Genomic DNA, 16,982 nt, shown 5'->3' with positions numbered 1-16,982 from the left:
ACCGGTTTTTCGAACCTTACTATCGTCTATCGCGCGAAGGTCATGGTGTAAAGCTTCGCCAACGGATACGGCCCACACCTCTCGGGATCGGCTTCGCGCATGTGCGTTGTGCCAATTCTGCGCACCCTGGGCTGTCACTATCGACGAACGCGAGTACGACGGTTTTCCACGGTCATGAGGCGACGGCCCAAACACGGTGGAGAGGACCACGCCATCCACCACCATCCATTCGACGATCTGGCGGAACAGCAGCTCTGCGTCGTCGTGGATCTCGAATTCTCCCGCGTCTGTGCCCGTCTGGTCCCTCCGGTTCACGATCGCCCGATCAGGAATCGAGCCGCGGATTCGCTATCCCGCGTCTTGAGGTGCGTGCCTCCCGCATCATCAACACGCATGTGGAAGAGTTCGATTTCCCCCGAGGAGAGGATCTCCGCGGAGCGTATTTGGGTCCCATCGAACATCTCGATCAGGATGCCGGCCTCTTCGGTCGGCCCAATAGTGGGCAACGGGTCAACGTCGAGGGTGACGACCTCCAATATCCGCGCCGCACCGGCGAGCGCCGCCGGCGCAATACGCGTACTATTCACCCCATTCCACCCGGGTTCCAGAGAAGCTAGACGGTGCAGCCGCTGACGCCATGCCGTCCCCGGTCCGTCAGGTATGACGACCGGGTTGGCCGGTTCAGCTGGGCCTCTGTTCCGCAGGTCCTGGGCCTGCCCGCCACCGCCTCCGCTGCCACTGCTGCCGCCGCCGAATGAGCCCCCGGGCTGTCGACCATGCCCTCCATTTCGCCCATGTTGTATGCCGTTTTGATCATCGTAAGTTCCCCGCTTCTCGTTCATAGTGCGGTAACCCTACGTCAGATTCGGCACCGCCGCTATGGCTCGGAAGCGTCGCGGACAAGGCGGTCCATGCCCGCTGGAGACCGGGCCGGCCGCGGCACTCTCGAGCCACGGCCGGGCCGAGACTAGGCGGCGACGTCGATCACCCAGGTGACACCGAAGCTGTCGGTCAGCATCCCGAATCCCGCGCTCCAGGCGGAGGCCGCCAGTGGTTCCACGATAGTGGCGCCGGCGGACAGGGCGTCCCAGTAGCCGGTGACCTCGGCGAGTGATTCGCCGCGAACAGAAACGAAGAACGGAGCGGTGGTGATCGTGGTCCCGTTTTCGCGGTGGGTGGTGCCACTCTGCGCCGCCGATCCCCTGGTTGATCCGGGGATGTCGTAGGCCATGACCCGGAAGCCCTGCTCGGATTCGACCCGGCCGAACACGACGTCTTGTGCGCCGGGCAGTTCGGCGGGCATCCCGAAGTCCGCGTAGGTGGCGATGGTCGGCTGTCCGTCGAATACCGCGGCGTAGAACTCCAGTGCCTGCCGGGCGTCGCCGTGGAAGTTGAGGTGGGTGGTGGTCTGGATGGTCATGTTCGCTCCTAAATCTCGGGCCGGGAATCCCCCGGTATTCCCATGCTCCCGCCCATATAGGACAGTTTTGGTCCTCGACTGTGCATACGATCGGGACATGACCACCACCTCGCGACTGCTCACCCTGCTGTCCCTGCTGCAAACCCGGCGGGACTGGCCGGGGGCGGTGCTGGCCGAGCGCCTGGAGATTAGTCACCGAACCGTGCGCCGGGATATCGACCGGCTGCGCGAGATGGGTTACCGGATCGACGCGACGATGGGTCCCGACGGCGGCTACCGCCTGGATGCGGGCAACGAGCTGCCGCCACTCCTGTTTGATGACGATCAAGTGGTGGCCCTCACCCTCGCCCTCCAGGCGGCCAGCGTGACCGGCGCGGGCATCGAGGAGGCGGCCCTGCGGGCGCTGACCACCGTGCGCCAGGTGATGCCCTCCCGGCTGCGACACCGGCTGAATGTCCTGGAGTTCACGGCGCTGCCCGCGGGTCCGGGACAGGCGGAGCCTTCCCCCGCGACGCCCGAGGTACTGCTCACCCTCTCTGCAGCGGTGCGCGCGCGGGAGGTGGTGCGCTTCGACTACGCGAGGGACGCGGTCCCGAACGTCGCAGACGCCCCGAAGGCCCCGGTGCTGCCTGTCGCGTCGAATACCTCGGGTGCCGACGTTGCCCCTGTCGCCGCTGTCGCCTCGGGTGCTTCGGGAGCCTCGGGAGCCCCGGGTGCCTCGGGAGCCTCGGGAGCCTCGGGAGCCTCGGGAGCCTCGGATCAGACTGGATCTGCGCGGGACTCCGTCGTCCCCGCCCTAACGCGCGGCACCCGCGACGCGGCCACCCCCGAGCCTGCGCGCCGGGTCGAACCACGCCACCTGGTTACCGTGGCCGGGCGATGGTACCTGGTGGCCTGGGACCTCGACCGTGACGACTGGCGAATCTTCCGCGTGGACCGAATCGCCCCGCGCACCCCGAACGGCCCGCGCTTCACCCCGCGGGAGGTTCCCGGAGGCGACGTCTCGGCCTTCGTCTCGGCACGCTTTAAGGGATCCGAACGGGAGAACGTCTGGCCGTGCAACGGATCGGTGATCCTCGCGCTTCCGGCCGAGCGGGTGCGTCCGTTTGTGGGTGACGGCTCCCTCACGGACCTCGGACCCGAGCGCTGCCGGTTGGAGGCGGGCTCCTGGTCCTGGGTGTCCCTCGCCGCGGCGCTCTGCCGCTTTGACTGTGCGATCGAGGTGGTGGGTCCGCCCGAGCTGTGCGAGGCGTTTGCGACACTGTCCGCGCGAACGGCGGCGGCCGCCCGCTAGGCACGGTGCAAAACCGATGCGTTCGACGAGTATCTCGAAATAGCGACAAGAAGGATTTTCGGCCCCCTGCTGATCGAGGCTATTCTCGATTCTTCTCTATCTAGAAGATGTAGCTGAAACTCCGATTTAACGGCGGTCGAAATATGTCCCAAAGATTTGCTCAGCGTCCCAGGCTGAGCGACTAATATAAATTTGTTCGCTCAGCGGACACTTGTCTCGTTGAACGCGCAATATCAGTTTCACCTATGTTGCGTCAAAAATGTATTCCGATGTTCTCCTTGCCGGATCAGTTTCAAAACGCCGAAGCAGAAAGATTTCTGAATTGCTATCTTGCGTCGCGACGAGGAGGTAAGACGTCCGGCAATGGCCAGTCGTTCTTATGCCACTCGTCTGTTTCACGACCAGCTGAGTCTTTTGTCCATCCTGCGGCCTCATCATTTGGAAACGCGCTAGGCGATATTGAGCCTGAGTATCTCCAGACCTCATTGATATCGATTACATTGCCGCTCACCCCAAGATAGAACTGTCCAGCGGTCTTCCGCCACGCCATCCATGACTTTCGGTCCGCAGAAAGCTGAGTCTCGATGCCATGTAGTTTCGGCAGACTTTCAAGCTCGGAGTCAACCATCAATTTCAATGGGTCGCGGGTAAAAGTACTGTTGTGGTTACGGGCGTAGCCCATTTGGATGAAACGCAACGATTCAAGGGCCTGCTTCGTTTCATGGAATTCGCGACGATCAATCCAGTTCCCGTTGGAGTCTAGCCCTGATACGCCCATTCGTGCCTTGACATCGGCTCGGTGTCGCCGCTTAGCGATGCGTGCATCTCTGACCGCCCGCCTAAATCTTCGCATTATATGACGGGCCTCACGAAAGTCGTCTGCCTTCGCCATAAGAGGAATCCAGCCCATGGTAAATCGGGAGGCGTACACCAATCGACCTCGAAACCCCGCGATTAGGGCGCTGCCTAGGTATAACGATGGCCTTTTGTTGTTATTAAACAGCTTCATTCGCACGATCGCGACTTCGCATGCAGAAATGAACGCGAGCGGATATGCAAAAAAATAGACTGCAAAAGGCAACCACACCGAAAGCGCAAACGTTGCAAGCTCGCTGCTCCAGTCAATCGATTCATAGGTATTAGCTACAACGGTTGAGGTGTGAACAAGCAAGCCCAGCATGATCACCAGGGTAATGCCGATGAAAGCTCTACCAACACGTGCGGTATTTGGGTCCTTCATCGCCACCGGGCCGCAGAGGACTAAGAACACCAGCACAAGTTGGATAAGTATCTCTGCCCACAGATCAAGCGTGGCGAGATTCAGATAGGCAACAATTGCTGCGATTACGCCGATTCCCTGCTTCCTTACGTATACAAGGAGCTCACCTCCTGTCTTCTTACTGGTCGCCGCCACAACAATTGGGATACAGCCGAAAATCGCAACTATGAGCGTGTCCTTTAACAGGCTTAGCGACCACATTTTTAGCGCCCATGCCAACAAAATGACGCTTGTTACGTAAATCCCGTAAGCGAGAAATACCGACCATACCTTCCACGCTCCCAGTGCCCTCAAGAAACTCGTAAAGGTGCCCAATACTCCTTTTCGGTCGTTAGAAAGAAAAATCGCCAGAATCACGAAAGCAATAAAAACAACACCTGTTGCAATCTCTCGTGTCGTGAAGATCATGCCTCGGATCCTCCTTGACTCTCGTGCACGTTTAGTGGGTGGAACAGAAATATAGCTTGAGAATGCTCTTGCCGAGGCGTCCGTACATCAAGATAAACCTATAAACTCGGCCATTCTGCCCCAAAGCAAAACCCCCTCCGCAAAACGGAGGGGGTTTTAGTGGCGGTGACGGCGGGATTTGAACCCGCGGTAGGGGTGAACCTACACAACATTTCGAGTGTTGCACCTTCGGCCGCTCGGACACGTCACCGAGAAAGAGTCTACGATATCCGCATCTCGGGCGCGAATCGAGGCCCCTTTTGCGCGTGTTCGGCGTGTCGAGCCCCTGTGGATGAATCGTTTTTTCCACAGAACGGGCATCTTTCCCGGTGCGGTCGGGGGTCCCGGGTACGCTGAGGATATGGCCAAGATCACCTCCGCATACGTCTGCACCGAGTGTGGCTGGCACGCCGCCAAATGGGTGGGCCGCTGCGGCGAGTGCCAGCAGTGGGGCACCGTGCAGGAGGTGGGTGCGCAGCCGGGTTCCTCGCGCGTGCAGGCGGCCAATGTGTCCGCCGAACGTAGCGCCCGCCCCATCACCACGATCACCGAAAACGCGCTCACCCACTGGCCCAGCGGCATCGGCGAGCTGGATCGTGTGCTCGGCGGCGGCATCGTCCCCGGAGCGGCCATCCTGCTCTCGGGCGAGCCCGGCGTGGGCAAGTCCACGCTGCTGCTGGAGGTAGCGGCGCGGGTCGCCCGCTCGGGTGCCCGGGTCCTCTATGTGAGCGCCGAGGAGTCGGTGGGCCAGGTCTCACTGCGAGCACGGCGTACCGGGGCCCTGGTCGACACCCTGTACATCGCCAGCGAAACGGACCTCGGCGTGCTGCTGGGGCAGGTGGAATCGATCGATCCGCAGCTGCTGATCGTGGACTCCGTTCAGACCGTCTCTAGCGATCAGTCCGATGGGCTGGCCGGCCAGCCCGCACAGGTGCGCGAGGTAGCCCAGACCCTGGTGCGCGTGGCCAAGGAGCGCAACCTCCCGGTGCTGATCGTCGGCCATGTCACCAAGGACGGCACCATCGCCGGGCCCCGTCTGCTGGAACACCTGGTCGATGTGGTCTGCCACTTCGAGGGCGACCGGCAAACCGCGCTGCGCTTCGTGCGCGCGCTCAAGAACCGCTTTGGTCCCACCGACGAGGTGGGCTGCTTCGAAATGGCCGGAGACGGCATAGCCGAGGTTCCCGATCCCAGCGCACTGTTCATCAGCCGCGGCACCCCGGTGTCGGGTACCTGCGTGACCGTGGCGATGGAGGGCCGTCGTCCGCTGCCGGTCGAGGTCCAGGCGCTGGTCGCGTCCTCCTCCGCCCCCAACCCGCGCCGGGTCACCAACGGGGTGGATACCTCCCGTGTCTCGATGCTGCTCGCCGTCCTGGAACGCCGAGCGGGCCTCAAGCTCTCCGATAAGGACGTCTACGTGTCCACGGTCGGCGGGGTGCGCCTCACCGAGCCCGGGGCGGACCTCGCGATCGCCATCGCCATCGCCTCGGCGGTTAAGGACTTCGCCGTTCCGCACTCGTTTGCGGCGATCGGGGAGATCTCGCTGGCCGGGGAAATCCGGCCGGTGGTTTCCGCCCGGCAGCGCCGCACCGAGGCCGAGCGCCTCGGCTATTCCAGCATCGTTGATCACGAGTCCGAGGGCATTCAGGAGGCCCTCCGGCAGGCGCGTAAGGCGGCCGCGACCACCCGAGAAAAGGAACTCGACGCGGCGTTCTAGCCACTCCGGAATCCGAGCTCGCCGGGCTTCGACAGCACGGCGTCTCATTCGAACCGGGTCTAGATTCCTTTAGATTCCGCGGCCCCATGAGGTCTGACCCCAGTGGGTTCCGGCCAAACCGAGTTTCGGCCCCACTGGGTCTCGCCCGCAAAAGTGCGCGCCTTCGCCACGGCTGCACGCACGCCACAACCTGGCCGGCGGAAACCTAGATGTCCAGGACCCGCATGATCTCCGCGGCCGGCGCCTGCAGCGGGTGCGGCCCGGCAATGTCGAAGAACACGGTGTCGATCTCGGATCCGTGGGTACGCAGGAAATCATGCAGCCACAGCCCCTTATGCAGCGCCACAAACGGCGGCAGGGCATCGGGCTTATTCTTGGCATCCGAGAACAGCAGCAGCGCAACCTTCCCGGTGTCGGGGGCGCGGTACAGCCAGACATCCGCCGACTGCTCGGCCGTGGGCTTATCGCTCGTGCGCGGCTTCATCAGCGGCACCACAAAACTGTCATTGCGCAGCGCAAACGCCACCTTGGCCATATCCTGCTCGGCCAGCGCCTCGGCCAGCGGTTCGGAACGGAACGACGGCTGCTTCTTTTTTGCCATGCCCCTATTCTCCCAGGGTTCCTACTCGAGAACGAATCGCTTGGCGTTGGTGCTCTTGATCCCATCGATACTCACCGACAGCTGATACGAGGCCCCATCGGCGGGAACCGGATCCCGGTTCCCCTCGCAGGTATCCGCCGAGGACCTGGTACGGTCCCAGACGATCGCATCGGCCGACTGCACGGTCTGCCCCGATTCGATCACCGAGTTCTGATCGCTGGGTTCAACCTGGCAGTCGGTGGAGGTCCACACCTTGTTGTCACCGTTCAGGATCGTAAACGACTGCTTACTGGTCCCCGCGTTGATCGTGCACGCCTCGCTGCCGGTATTGGTAATCGACATCCGCAGCTGGGGCTTCTCCCCCGCCGCATAGTCACCCTTATCGGTGATCGCGCTCACCACGATGACCTTCGAGGTGCACTTCGGCGCCGATGCACCACCACCCGCCGGCGCCCCCGAGGGGTTTGCCGACGGATTCCCCGACGCGGCACCGGAGGCACCCGGCGACGCGGTATCGGAGGGTGTCACCACCGGAACCGATGCCTTGGGCACATCCGAGGTGGATCCCGGCTGCACAATCAACAGCACGATGACCGCAATGACCGCGACCAGCCCCAGCAGCACAAACAACCGACGCCGTGCATAAACCTGCTTGGACGGACGACCGGAATCGGGTGCTGAAGAGCTCATAAAACCAGGATATCTGCGCGTTTCTCCCGGCCCGGCAGGAGCGCCGAACCGGGGGCAGATTATCGGGGATACTCGGCCCGAAAACCCCGCCTAGGCGAGGTGCTTAAGCATGCGGGTGTTTCCCAGGGTGTTGGGTTTCACCCGCGCCAGATCCAGGAACTCGGCCACCCCCTCATCGGGGGAACGCACCAGCTCCGCATAGACGTCGGCATCCACGATGCTCTCCTCGATCGCCGAGTAGCCGTGCCGGGTGAAAAACGCGGTCTCAAAGGTCAGGCAGAACAGGCGGCTGAGACCCAGCGCGACCGCACGCTCCTCCAGCGCACTCATGATCAGATGCCCCACCCCCGCGCCGCGCAGCGACTCGTCCACGGCGAGGGTGCGGATCTCCCCCAGGTCCTCCCACATCACGTGCAGCGCCCCGGCCCCCACCAGGGTTCCCGCGGAATCCTCGGCGACCACAAACTCCTGCACCGCCTCATAGAACACCACCCGTTCCTTACCCAGCAGGATGCGTCGCTCCACGAAGGGCTGCATCAGGCTCATGATTCCCGGGATATCGCGTGTGGTGGCCGGGCGAACCCGATACGAGGTGGGATGCGTACTCATACTGCCAGGCTATACCCGTGCGCCCCCGGAATCCGGCAGCGGATTGGATGCAACGCCCGCTAGCGCGGCGATCTCCGCTCCCCGCGGTGCCCGCGCCGGTTGTCCCCAATCAGCGCCGCGGTGTGCCGCAGAATCCGTTCGCTGGCCCGCCCATCCCCAAAGGGCGAGGGTTGCCCCGCGAGGCGTGCGGCCCCGTCCACATCGGCCAGGGCCACCGCAAGTTCGAGGCGCAGATCCATCCCCGGGGTGACCAGCACCGCGAAGCCCGAAGTGATCGCCTCCGGGTAGCGGGTGGACCGGCGCAGCACCAGGACCGGCTTGCCCAGCACCGTCGCCTCCTCCTGCACCCCATCGGAGTCGGTGACCAGGAGTCGGGCCCGCGCGGCCAACTCCAGGAACGCGCGATACCCCAGATTTCGACGCACCTGCAGCGGGGCGAGCAGCTCGTCCAGGCCAAACCGGGTCACGGCCTCGGCCGTGCGTGGGTGCAGCGCCAGCACCGTGGGGAGCGGTCCGCGCCCGAGGATCCGCAGGATCCGTTCCAACGCCGCCCGGGTTCCGATGTTCTCCGGGTGCGCGATGGTGGCGATCACGTATCCGCTGGGCGCATCGGGCACCGGGCGTGCCCTGACCATCGTGGACAGCGCCAGTTGTGCCGCCTCGACGCCGGTGCTCCCGGTCAGCCTAATCCGATCCGGCTCCACCCCGGCGATGCGCAGGTTTTCGGCGTTCTCCGGGGTGGCCACACAGTGCAGGTCGGTGAGGGCCGTGACCACCTGCCGGGTGGTTTCCTCGGGATGATCACGATCCTGGGCCGCCATCCCCGCCCCCACCTGCACCACCGGAAGCCCCGCATAGCGTGCGGCCTGCGCCCCCATCGAGGCGCTCGGCGCGTTGCCAAACACCAAAACCGCGGCCGGGGGCGACTCCGCGAAGTGTGCGGCCAGGTCGATCAGACCGACCCCAATCTGGGTCGCCTCACCCGGCCCCCACGTCCCGTTCAACACCACGTCCGGTTTGCCCAAGCCCAGCCCCGCAAAGAAGCGGGCCGAGACTCCGGATTCGCCGAGCGAACCGGTATGAAACACCCGGACCCGCCCATGCAGGCGTCGAATGATGGGGGCCAGCCTGATCGTTTCCGCGCGGGTACCCAGCACCACCGCTATCGGGGCATCACCCTGCCGTCCGCTCATCGGGTCCTCCCGCCCACCCCGGGTTACGATCCCCGCGACACACGTGAAGGGGATACGGGGTCGCGGGGCCGAAACATTGGCACCGTGACGGGGACAGCACGGGCCAACACCACCACGCTAGCCCCGCCGGCCGCGCCCTCGGGCAGGTCCCCCGCAGCCCTACCCCTCCGGCCCCGCGGTTACGGGCCCGGAACCCACTTTTTTGCCCACGGGTCTGGCGGACACCACGGACTCGCTGCCACCCGCCGATGCCCCGAAATCTCCAGACACACAGAACCGGCCCACCCCCGAGGGGATGGGCCGGTTCTGTCTACCGCGGGTTACTCGCCCGAAGCCAGCAGGTCCGGGGTGGCCGGACCGGTGCTGATCGCCGGGGCGACGTTGGTCAGCGAGGCGTCCAGTGCGTTGGCCTGACGGGAGGTGGTGAACACGAACTTGTTGTCCGCCACGTCCACGTGGATGTGGTCACCCGCACCCAGCTCACCGTGCAGGATGCGCTCGGAGAGCTGGTCCTCGATGTGCTGCTGCATCGCGCGACGCAGCGGCCGGGCACCGAGGCTCGGGTCGAAGCCGATGTCGATCAGCTTCTCCTTGGCGGCCTGGGTCAGCTCGATGGTCATGTCGCGGTCCATCAGGCGGTCGCGCAGGCGGCCGATGAACAGGTCCACGATCTGGAGCAGTTCGGGCTTGTTCAGCTGCGGGAACACGATCACGTCATCCACGCGGTTCAGGAACTCGGGCTTGAAGTGGTTCTTCAGTTCCTCGCTCACCTTGCCCTTCATGATGTCGTAGGTCGCGGCCGAGTCGCCCGAAGCCTGGAAACCAACCGGGCCACCGGCGATGCCCTTGGAACCGAGGTTCGTGGTCATGATGATGACGGTGTTCTTGAAGTCGATCTCGCGACCCTGGCCATCGGTCAACCGGCCCTCTTCCAGAATCTGGAGCAGGGAGTTGAAGATGTCCGGGTGAGCCTTCTCGATCTCGTCGAACAGCACCACGCTGAACGGCTTGCGGCGCACCTTCTCGGTCAGCTGGCCACCCTCTTCGAATCCAACGAATCCGGGGGGAGCACCAAACAGACGCGAGACTGTGTGCTTCTCGCCGTACTCGGACATGTCGAGCGAGATCATCGCGTTCTCGTCGTCAAACAGGAACTCGGCGAGGGCCTTGGCCAGCTCGGTCTTACCGACACCGGTGGGGCCGGCGAAGATGAACGAACCGGAGGGACGCTTGGGGTCCTTCAGGCCGGCACGGGTACGACGGATCGTCCGCGAGAGCGCACTGATCGCCTCGTTCTGGCCAATCACCCGCTCGTGCAGGGCCTTCTCCATGAAGATCAGACGTGCCGACTCCTCCTCCGTGAGCTTGAATACCGGGATACCGGTGGCCTGGGCGAGCACCTCGGCGATCAGACCCTCGTCGACCGTAGCCTCGGTGGTCACCTCGCCCGAACGCCACTTCTTCTCCAGGCGCAGACGCTCGCCGAGGAGGTTCTTCTCCTCGTCGCGCAGTGCGGCGGCCTTCTCGAAGTCCTGACCCTCGATGGCGTCCTCCTTGCGGGTACGCACGTCGCTGATCTTCTCGTCGAACTCGAGCAGCTCGGGCGGGCTGGACAGCAGCGAGAGGCGCAGGCGTGCGCCGGCCTCATCGAGCAGGTCGATGGCCTTATCCGGCAGGAAGCGGTCGGAGATGTAGCGGTCGGCCAGGTTGGCGGCGGCGACGATGGCACCGTCGGTGATAGACACCTTGTGGTGGGCCTCGTAGCGGTCGCGCAGACCCTTCAGGATGTTGATGGTGTGAGCCAGCGAGGGCTCCCCCACCTGGATCTGCTGGAAGCGGCGCTCAAGGGCGGCGTCCTTCTCGAAGTGCTTGCGGTACTCGTCCAGGGTGGTCGCACCGATGGTCTGCAGCTCACCACGCGCGAGCAGCGGCTTCAGGATGTTCGCGGCGTCGATCGCGCCCTCGGCGGCACCGGCACCCACCAGGGTGTGGATCTCGTCGATGAAGATGATGATGTCGCCGCGGTTGCGGATCTCCTTGGTGACCTTCTTCAGGCGCTCCTCGAAGTCACCGCGGTAGCGGCTACCGGCGATCAGCGAACCGAGGTCCAGCGAGTAGACCTGCTTATCCTTCAGGGTCTCGGGCACGTTGCCGGCCACGATGGCCTGGGCCAGGCCCTCGACCACGGCGGTCTTACCCACACCGGGCTCACCGATCAGGACGGGGTTGTTCTTGGAACGACGCGAGAGGATCTGCATGACCCGCTCGATCTCCTTTTCCCGGCCGATGACCGGGTCCAGCTTGTTATCGCGCGCGGCCTGGGTCAGGTTGCGGCCGAACTGGTCGAGGATGGCCGAGCCACCCTGCGGCGCAGCCTGCTCGGGGGCACCGGCACCGACCGAGGCGGTTTCCTTGCCCTGGTAGCCCGAGAGCAGCTGAATGACCTGCTGGCGCACGCGGTTGAGGTCGGCACCCAGCTTCACCAGAACCTGGGCGGCAACACCCTCACCCTCGCGGATCAGGCCGAGCAGGATGTGCTCGGTGCCGATGTAGTTGTGGCCGAGCTGCAGGGCCTCGCGGAGGCTGAGCTCAAGCACCTTCTTGGCGCGCGGGGTGAACGGGATGTGACCGGTGGGCTGCTGCTGGCCCTGACCGATGATGTCCTGCACCTGCTCGCGCACGGCGTCAAGCGAAATCCCGAGGGATTCGAGTGCCTTGGCGGCAACCCCCTCACCCTCGTGGATGAGGCCGAGCAGGATGTGCTCGGTCCCGATGTAGTTGTGGTTGAGCATCTTGGCCTCTTCCTGGGCCAAAACGACAACGCGACGGGCACGATCCGTGAATCTCTCGAACATTTCACTCCTTAAACGCCGCGGCGTGGGTCGGCGTCGTTACATCGAGAATAACGCGCCGAAGCGCTCAATAGTCCCCTGTTCGCCGTGGGCGTGACACCGGGGGAAACGTGCGGAGTTTCCGCGTCTAGGACTGGGTGGAGCCATCTCCGGCCGCGCGCTCGGCGGCGGCGGCACGGCGGGCGGCGCTCACCTTGCGGCGCTCGGCGGCCACCTGAATTCCGATCACCACGCCGGCACCCACCAGGGCCACAAACGAGATTCCCAGCGCGATGGCCTTGAGCGTCACGTCTCCCGAGAGGGTCGACACGATCCCGGCGGCGAGGCTGGCCACCACCAGAATGATTCCGATAATGGTGGCGCGGGTCATCGGCGGGCGCGGGGGCGTAGTCATACCTCTACGGTAGCAGCCGCCCGGTGCGGCAACGGCGCGCTACTGCAGCGCCGAGGTGAGCCGGGCCAGGTTGTCCAGCACGGTCGAGCGCAGCGGCTGCCGCTCCCATTCCTCGAGGGTCAGCTCGCGGCTCATCGCCCGATACTGGTCCTCGATCCCGCGCATCTCCTCCACAAAGGAGGCACCGCGCACCAGCAGCGAAACCTCGAGGTTCAGGCCGAAGGAGCGCATGTCCATATTCGAGGAGCCGATTACGGCCACGTCATCGTCGATGGTGAAGTGCTTGGAGTGCAGGATGTAGGGGGCTGGATACATGAAGATGCGCACGCCCGCCTTCAGCAGCTCCTCATAGTAGGAGCGCTGGGCATGGAATACGACCGCCTGGTCGCCCTCCTCGGAGACAAACAGGTCCACCGGAACCCCGCGCTGCACCGCGGTGGTCACCGCGTACATGATCGATTCATCCGGCACAAAGTACGGGCTGGTAATCACGATGCGCTTCTGCGCCGCATAGAGCAGGCCGAGGAACAGACGCAGGTTGTTCTCCCCGTCGAATCCGGGGCCGCTGGGCACCACCTGACAGTCCAGCACATTGGGGGTTTCCTCGGGCACGGCCTCGGCCATGTCCAGGCGCAGCGCGATAATCTCGCCGGATTCGGCGTACCAGTCGGAGAGGAAGATCACGTTCAGGGCGTCCACCGTGGGGCCCACCACGCGGACCATCAGGTCCTTCCACTTCAGGCCGCGGCGCAGGTTGCCACGCTTGAGGTAGGTCCGATCCACCAGGTTCTGCGAACCCATGTAGCCGACGCGACCGTCGACGATCATCAGCTTGCGGTGATTACGCAGATCCGGACGCTGGTACTTTCCCCGCAGCGGCTGCACCGGCAGCATCATGTGCCACTCGGCCCCCACCTGATTGAGGCGGCGCTTGGTCTGCCGATAGCGCGGTGAGCGCAGCGTGGCGATGTGGTCAAAGAGCACCCGCACCTTGACCCCGCGTGCCACGGCGCGACCGATAGCGTTGAAAAACTCCTCCGTCTTATCGCTGTAGGAGAGGATGTAGAACTCGATGTGGACATAGTCCACGGCCGTATCGATTTCGCGCGCCATCTCGGCGATCGACCCGTCGTAGTCGGGGATCAGCCGCGCGGTGTTGCCCCCCAGCAGGGGCAGCGCCCCGAGGTTCGAGTTGAGTTCCACCAGCGAGTTAAACCAGGTGGGCGCACCGGGCTGATGTTCCTGGTTGGGGAGAGCTTCGACGCCGGCCTTGACCGCATCGTTGATCTCCTCCTGGATCTTGCGTCGCTTACGCGGGAGCTTCGGATTTCCGATCAGCAGGAAGATCAGCATGCCCACGGCCGGCTGAATAAAGATCAGCATCAGCCAGGCCGTTCCCGCGGTGGGCTTGCGGTTGCGCGGAACCACGATCACCGCGATCACCCGGATGGTGATGTCAAGAACCAGGTAGAGCGCGCTCCAGAGGCCGAACCCACCCAGGAATAGGTCGAGGCCCACGGCGCTCCTCTCGATCGGTCGAAATCGCGGCCCTGCCGCGGTTCCGTCGGGTCAGGCCAGCTTAGCGAACCGGGGGCGGCAACGCGGGTATCGCGGGCGAGTTGGTGCCGTGTCTTCGAAGCGGGAACGGGAGAACACCGCCCACGGTCCCGGGTTAACGCCGGATGCCCCTCGCACGGGGCGAGGGGCATCCGGGAAGGTCACCGACCCGCGCGGGCGGGAGCTCCGCGAGGATGGGACCGGGCTACTCGGGGGATGCCGTCTTGGCGGCGGCACCACCGGAACGCGGTGCGGGCGGCAGGCCCAGACGTACGCGCTCCACCGACTCCATCTCCGCATACGCGGCACGTTCGCCGCGGTCTGCCCGGATGATCGAGCGCACAATGGCCCAGAACACCAGACCGACAAGGATGGTCGGGGTGACCGACCAGAGCGCGTTTACCCAGAAGTTGTCCATGATGTATCCATGGTACCTCGTTCGCGCGAGACTTACCTCGTTCGGTCGAGAGCACCGGGGATGCCCCTCGGTGGCCTAGACGCGCGGCTTTCGCCAGGCAAGGACCAGCCAGTAGACGCTCACTGCAACCGCGGCCAGGGAAAGTATCAGATCGATGATGCCCAGGGCGGGCTCGGAGGCCAGCTGAATCAGCGCGCCCACGACCTGGAACAGCGCAAGCACGGCGGCGATCGAGGCAAAAATGGTCCCGACCACCCGTCCCCAGGCGCGTCCGCGGCGAACCGGGAAGTAGATCAGGGCCGCGCTACCGGCAGCAAAGAGCACGGTGAAGATCGAGGATCCCACCAGGGTCACGGTGTAGGCGCTACTACCCAGGCCGCCGATCGAGGGGGCTCCGGTGATCGCAAATCCGATCCAGGTGCTGAGCAGGGCACCGACCAGCAGAACCGCGTACTGAATCAGGGTGAAGGATGCCAGCGGTGCCGATACCGACGCCGGGAAGGCTCGCTGGCCCGGCCGTTCGAACTGATCGGGGTGCACCGGGGGTGCGCCCGTGAGTGGAGGATATACGGCACCTGGCTGGCCATTCGCGGGCTGTCCGTATCCGGGCTGTCCGTATCCGGGCGGCGGAACCGCGGGCTGGCCGTACCCCGGCTGCGGGGCGGCGGGCGCGCCATAGGCGGGCGGGGTAAAGCCCGGCACCGGGGTCTGCTCCGGTGCGGGGAAGGCACCGGGGGTCTGTTCCGGCTGCGGGGCTGCCTGCCCCGGAACGGGATACGCGGGGGCCGATTCGGGCGGGGTAAATCCGGGAACGGGCTGACCCGATTCGGGTACGCCAGCGGACTCGGGGCCCTGCGGGGACGCGGACTGGTTCTCTTCTGGGGTAGACATGGCCACACGCTAAGCCCGAACCCTGTGCGTTGTCCGCATCTCCGGGGCGTGTCCGCGCTTAAATACCGGAAGCCCCGGGAAAACCCGGGGCTCCTGGGGATATGTCCTACTTGACCAGCGGGAACAGGATGGTCTCGCGGATGCCGAGACCGGTGATTGCCATCATCAGTCGGTCAACCCCCATGCCCATGCCACCCGACGGCGGCATGCCGTGCTCAAGTGCGCGCAGGAAGTCCTCATCCACCGGCATGGCCTCGTCGTCGCCGCGGGCGGCCAGCTTGGCCTGCGCGACAAAACGCTCACGCTGGATGACCGGGTCAACCAGCTCGGAGTATCCGGTAGCCAGCTCGAAGCCACGCACGTACAGGTCCCACTTCTCAACCACGCCGGCCTTGCTGCGGTGGTCGCGCACCAGGGGCGAGGTGTCCACCGGGAAGTCCATCACGAAGGTCGGACGCACCAGCGACCCCTTCACGAAGTGCTCCCACAGTTCCTCGACGTACTTACCGTGGATCGGGTGAGCCACCGCCACACCCTCGGCCTCGGCCAGGGCCTTGAGCTCCTCGATCGGGGTTTCCGGGGTGATCTCGCGACCGGCAGCCTCGGAGAGCGAGGTGTACATGTCGATCCGGTCCCAGTCGCCACCGAGGTCAAACTCGGTGCCGTCGGCCCAGGTCACCACGTGCGAGTCGGCGACGGCGAGCGCGGCGTTCTGAATCAGGGCCTGGGTCAGATCGGCGATGGAGTTGTAGTCGCCGTATGCCTGGTAGGCCTCAACCATCGCGAACTCGGGGCTATGGGTCGAGTCGGCACCCTCGTTGCGGAAGTTGCGGTTAATCTCGAACACCCGGTCGATGCCGCCCACCACCGCACGCTTGAGGTACAGCTCGGGGGCGATGCGCAGGTACAGTTCGGTGTCGAAGGCGTTGGACTCGGTCACAAACGGACGAGCGGCCGCGCCGCCGTGCATGACCTGGAGCATCGGGGTTTCCACCTCGAGGAAGTCCTGGCCAGTGAAGGTTGAACGCAGGCTGGCCATCATGGTGGCCCGATCCTTCACGGTCTTGCGGGCCTGCTCGCGGGCGATCAGGTCGAGGTAGCGGGCGCGCACGCGGCTCTCCTCGCTGAGCTCATTGTGCAGGTTGGGCAGCGGCTGGATGGCCTTGGCGGCGATCTGCCAGTCGGTCACCATGATCGACAGCTCGCCGCGGCGGCTGGAGATCACCTGTCCGGAGACAAACACGTGGTCGCCCAGGTCAACCAGGTCCTTCCAGCGGGCGAGCGATTCCTCGCCCACCTCGGCCAGGGAAACCATGGCCTGGATGCGGGATCCATCGCCCGACTGCAGGCTCGCGAAGCACAGCTTGCCGGTGTTACGGGCGTGCATGATGCGCCCGGCGATCCCCACGGTAATACCGGTCTCTTCGCCGGCCTCAAGGTGGGCATACTCGGCGCGCAGCTCGGGGATCGTGGTGGTGATCGGGACGCTCACCGGGTAGGCTCCGCCGGCGGCATCCGTGCGTTCGGCAATCAGCCGTTCGCGCTTAGCCAGACGCACCGCCTTCTGCTCGAAGATTTCGGCATCGGTCGGGGCGGCAACGGGGGAGTCGCTCATACTGT

15 protein-coding genes and 1 tRNA gene are annotated in these 16,982 nt (G+C 64.7%); 2 read left to right on the top strand and 14 right to left on the bottom strand.

Annotated elements, in window-relative coordinates:
- Window positions 1–311 precede the first annotated feature (311 nt).
- Together IE92_RS0107850 and IE92_RS0107845 are read right to left on the bottom strand one after the other, a co-directional pair.
- Window positions 312–587 carry a hypothetical protein gene (locus tag IE92_RS0107850; protein WP_030147947.1) on the bottom strand — a complete coding sequence of 92 codons (276 nt, stop codon included), beginning with the start codon at window positions 585–587 and terminating at the stop codon, window positions 312–314.
- Window positions 588–967: 380 nt separating this feature from the next.
- Complete coding sequence (locus tag IE92_RS0107845) at window positions 968–1,420, bottom strand: VOC family protein (protein ID WP_030147946.1); 453 nt, start codon at window positions 1,418–1,420, stop codon at window positions 968–970.
- Between the two features lie 97 nt (window positions 1,421–1,517).
- On the opposite strand from IE92_RS0107845, the gene IE92_RS18920 reads away from it, so the two are divergent.
- Entirely contained in the window at window positions 1,518–2,714 is a 1,197-nt protein-coding gene (locus IE92_RS18920; protein WP_030147945.1) for a helix-turn-helix transcriptional regulator, read from the top strand.
- Between the two features lie 325 nt (window positions 2,715–3,039).
- On the opposite strand, the gene IE92_RS0107835 is transcribed toward IE92_RS18920, so the two are convergent.
- Both IE92_RS0107835 and IE92_RS0107830 read right to left on the bottom strand, forming a co-directional pair.
- On the bottom strand, window positions 3,040–4,401 hold the full coding sequence (locus IE92_RS0107835) for a hypothetical protein (RefSeq protein ID WP_030147944.1): 1,362 nt from the start codon (window positions 4,399–4,401) through the stop codon (window positions 3,040–3,042).
- Window positions 4,402–4,561: 160 nt separating this feature from the next.
- Window positions 4,562–4,651 (bottom strand) — tRNA-Ser (locus IE92_RS0107830).
- Window positions 4,652–4,801: 150 nt separating this feature from the next.
- Between IE92_RS0107830 and radA the strand changes: the two genes are divergently transcribed.
- Window positions 4,802–6,157 carry a DNA repair protein RadA gene (gene radA, locus IE92_RS0107825; RefSeq protein ID WP_030147943.1) on the top strand — a complete coding sequence of 452 codons (1,356 nt, stop codon included), beginning with the start codon at window positions 4,802–4,804 and terminating at the stop codon, window positions 6,155–6,157.
- Window positions 6,158–6,362: 205 nt separating this feature from the next.
- On the opposite strand, the gene IE92_RS0107820 is transcribed toward radA, so the two are convergent.
- The 10 genes from IE92_RS0107820 to lysS all read right to left on the bottom strand — a co-directional run bounded on the left by IE92_RS0107820 (window position 6,363) and on the right by lysS (window position 16,977).
- Window positions 6,363–6,758: an SseB family protein gene (locus IE92_RS0107820; RefSeq protein ID WP_030147942.1), complete on the bottom strand. Its 396-nt coding sequence runs from the start codon at window positions 6,756–6,758 to the stop codon at window positions 6,363–6,365.
- Between the two features lie 21 nt (window positions 6,759–6,779).
- Window positions 6,780–7,448, bottom strand: a complete 669-nt coding sequence (locus IE92_RS0107815; protein WP_030147941.1) for a hypothetical protein — start codon at window positions 7,446–7,448, stop codon at window positions 6,780–6,782.
- Between the two features lie 90 nt (window positions 7,449–7,538).
- Entirely contained in the window at window positions 7,539–8,057 is a 519-nt protein-coding gene (locus tag IE92_RS0107810; RefSeq protein ID WP_030147940.1) for an amino-acid N-acetyltransferase, read from the bottom strand.
- 59 nt (window positions 8,058–8,116) lie between these two features.
- A complete protein-coding gene (locus IE92_RS0107805) occupies window positions 8,117–9,250 on the bottom strand; it encodes a UDP-N-acetyl glucosamine 2-epimerase (RefSeq protein ID WP_051701695.1) in 1,134 nt (377 codons plus the stop codon).
- 320 nt (window positions 9,251–9,570) lie between these two features.
- A complete protein-coding gene (locus tag IE92_RS0107800) occupies window positions 9,571–12,105 on the bottom strand; it encodes an ATP-dependent Clp protease ATP-binding subunit (protein ID WP_030147938.1) in 2,535 nt (844 codons plus the stop codon).
- A 124-nt stretch (window positions 12,106–12,229) separates the two neighbouring features.
- On the bottom strand, window positions 12,230–12,496 hold the full coding sequence (locus tag IE92_RS0107795) for a hypothetical protein (protein WP_156027461.1): 267 nt from the start codon (window positions 12,494–12,496) through the stop codon (window positions 12,230–12,232).
- 39 nt (window positions 12,497–12,535) lie between these two features.
- A complete protein-coding gene (gene cls, locus IE92_RS0107790) occupies window positions 12,536–14,014 on the bottom strand; it encodes a cardiolipin synthase (protein ID WP_245601243.1) in 1,479 nt (492 codons plus the stop codon).
- A gap of 244 nt (window positions 14,015–14,258) precedes the next feature.
- Window positions 14,259–14,471 carry a hypothetical protein gene (locus IE92_RS0107785; protein WP_030147935.1) on the bottom strand — a complete coding sequence of 71 codons (213 nt, stop codon included), beginning with the start codon at window positions 14,469–14,471 and terminating at the stop codon, window positions 14,259–14,261.
- 75 nt (window positions 14,472–14,546) lie between these two features.
- Entirely contained in the window at window positions 14,547–15,362 is an 816-nt protein-coding gene (locus IE92_RS18275) for a YML083C domain-containing protein (protein WP_156027460.1), read from the bottom strand.
- 106 nt (window positions 15,363–15,468) lie between these two features.
- Complete coding sequence (gene lysS / locus IE92_RS0107775; RefSeq protein ID WP_030147933.1) at window positions 15,469–16,977, bottom strand: lysine--tRNA ligase; 1,509 nt, start codon at window positions 16,975–16,977, stop codon at window positions 15,469–15,471.
- Window positions 16,978–16,982: the final 5 nt, after the last annotated feature.

The organism is Mycetocola saprophilus (genome assembly GCF_000718085.1).
Classification (GTDB): Bacteria; Actinomycetota; Actinomycetes; order Actinomycetales; family Microbacteriaceae; genus Mycetocola; species Mycetocola saprophilus.
This window is presented reverse-complemented; position numbering and strand designations above follow the sequence as displayed.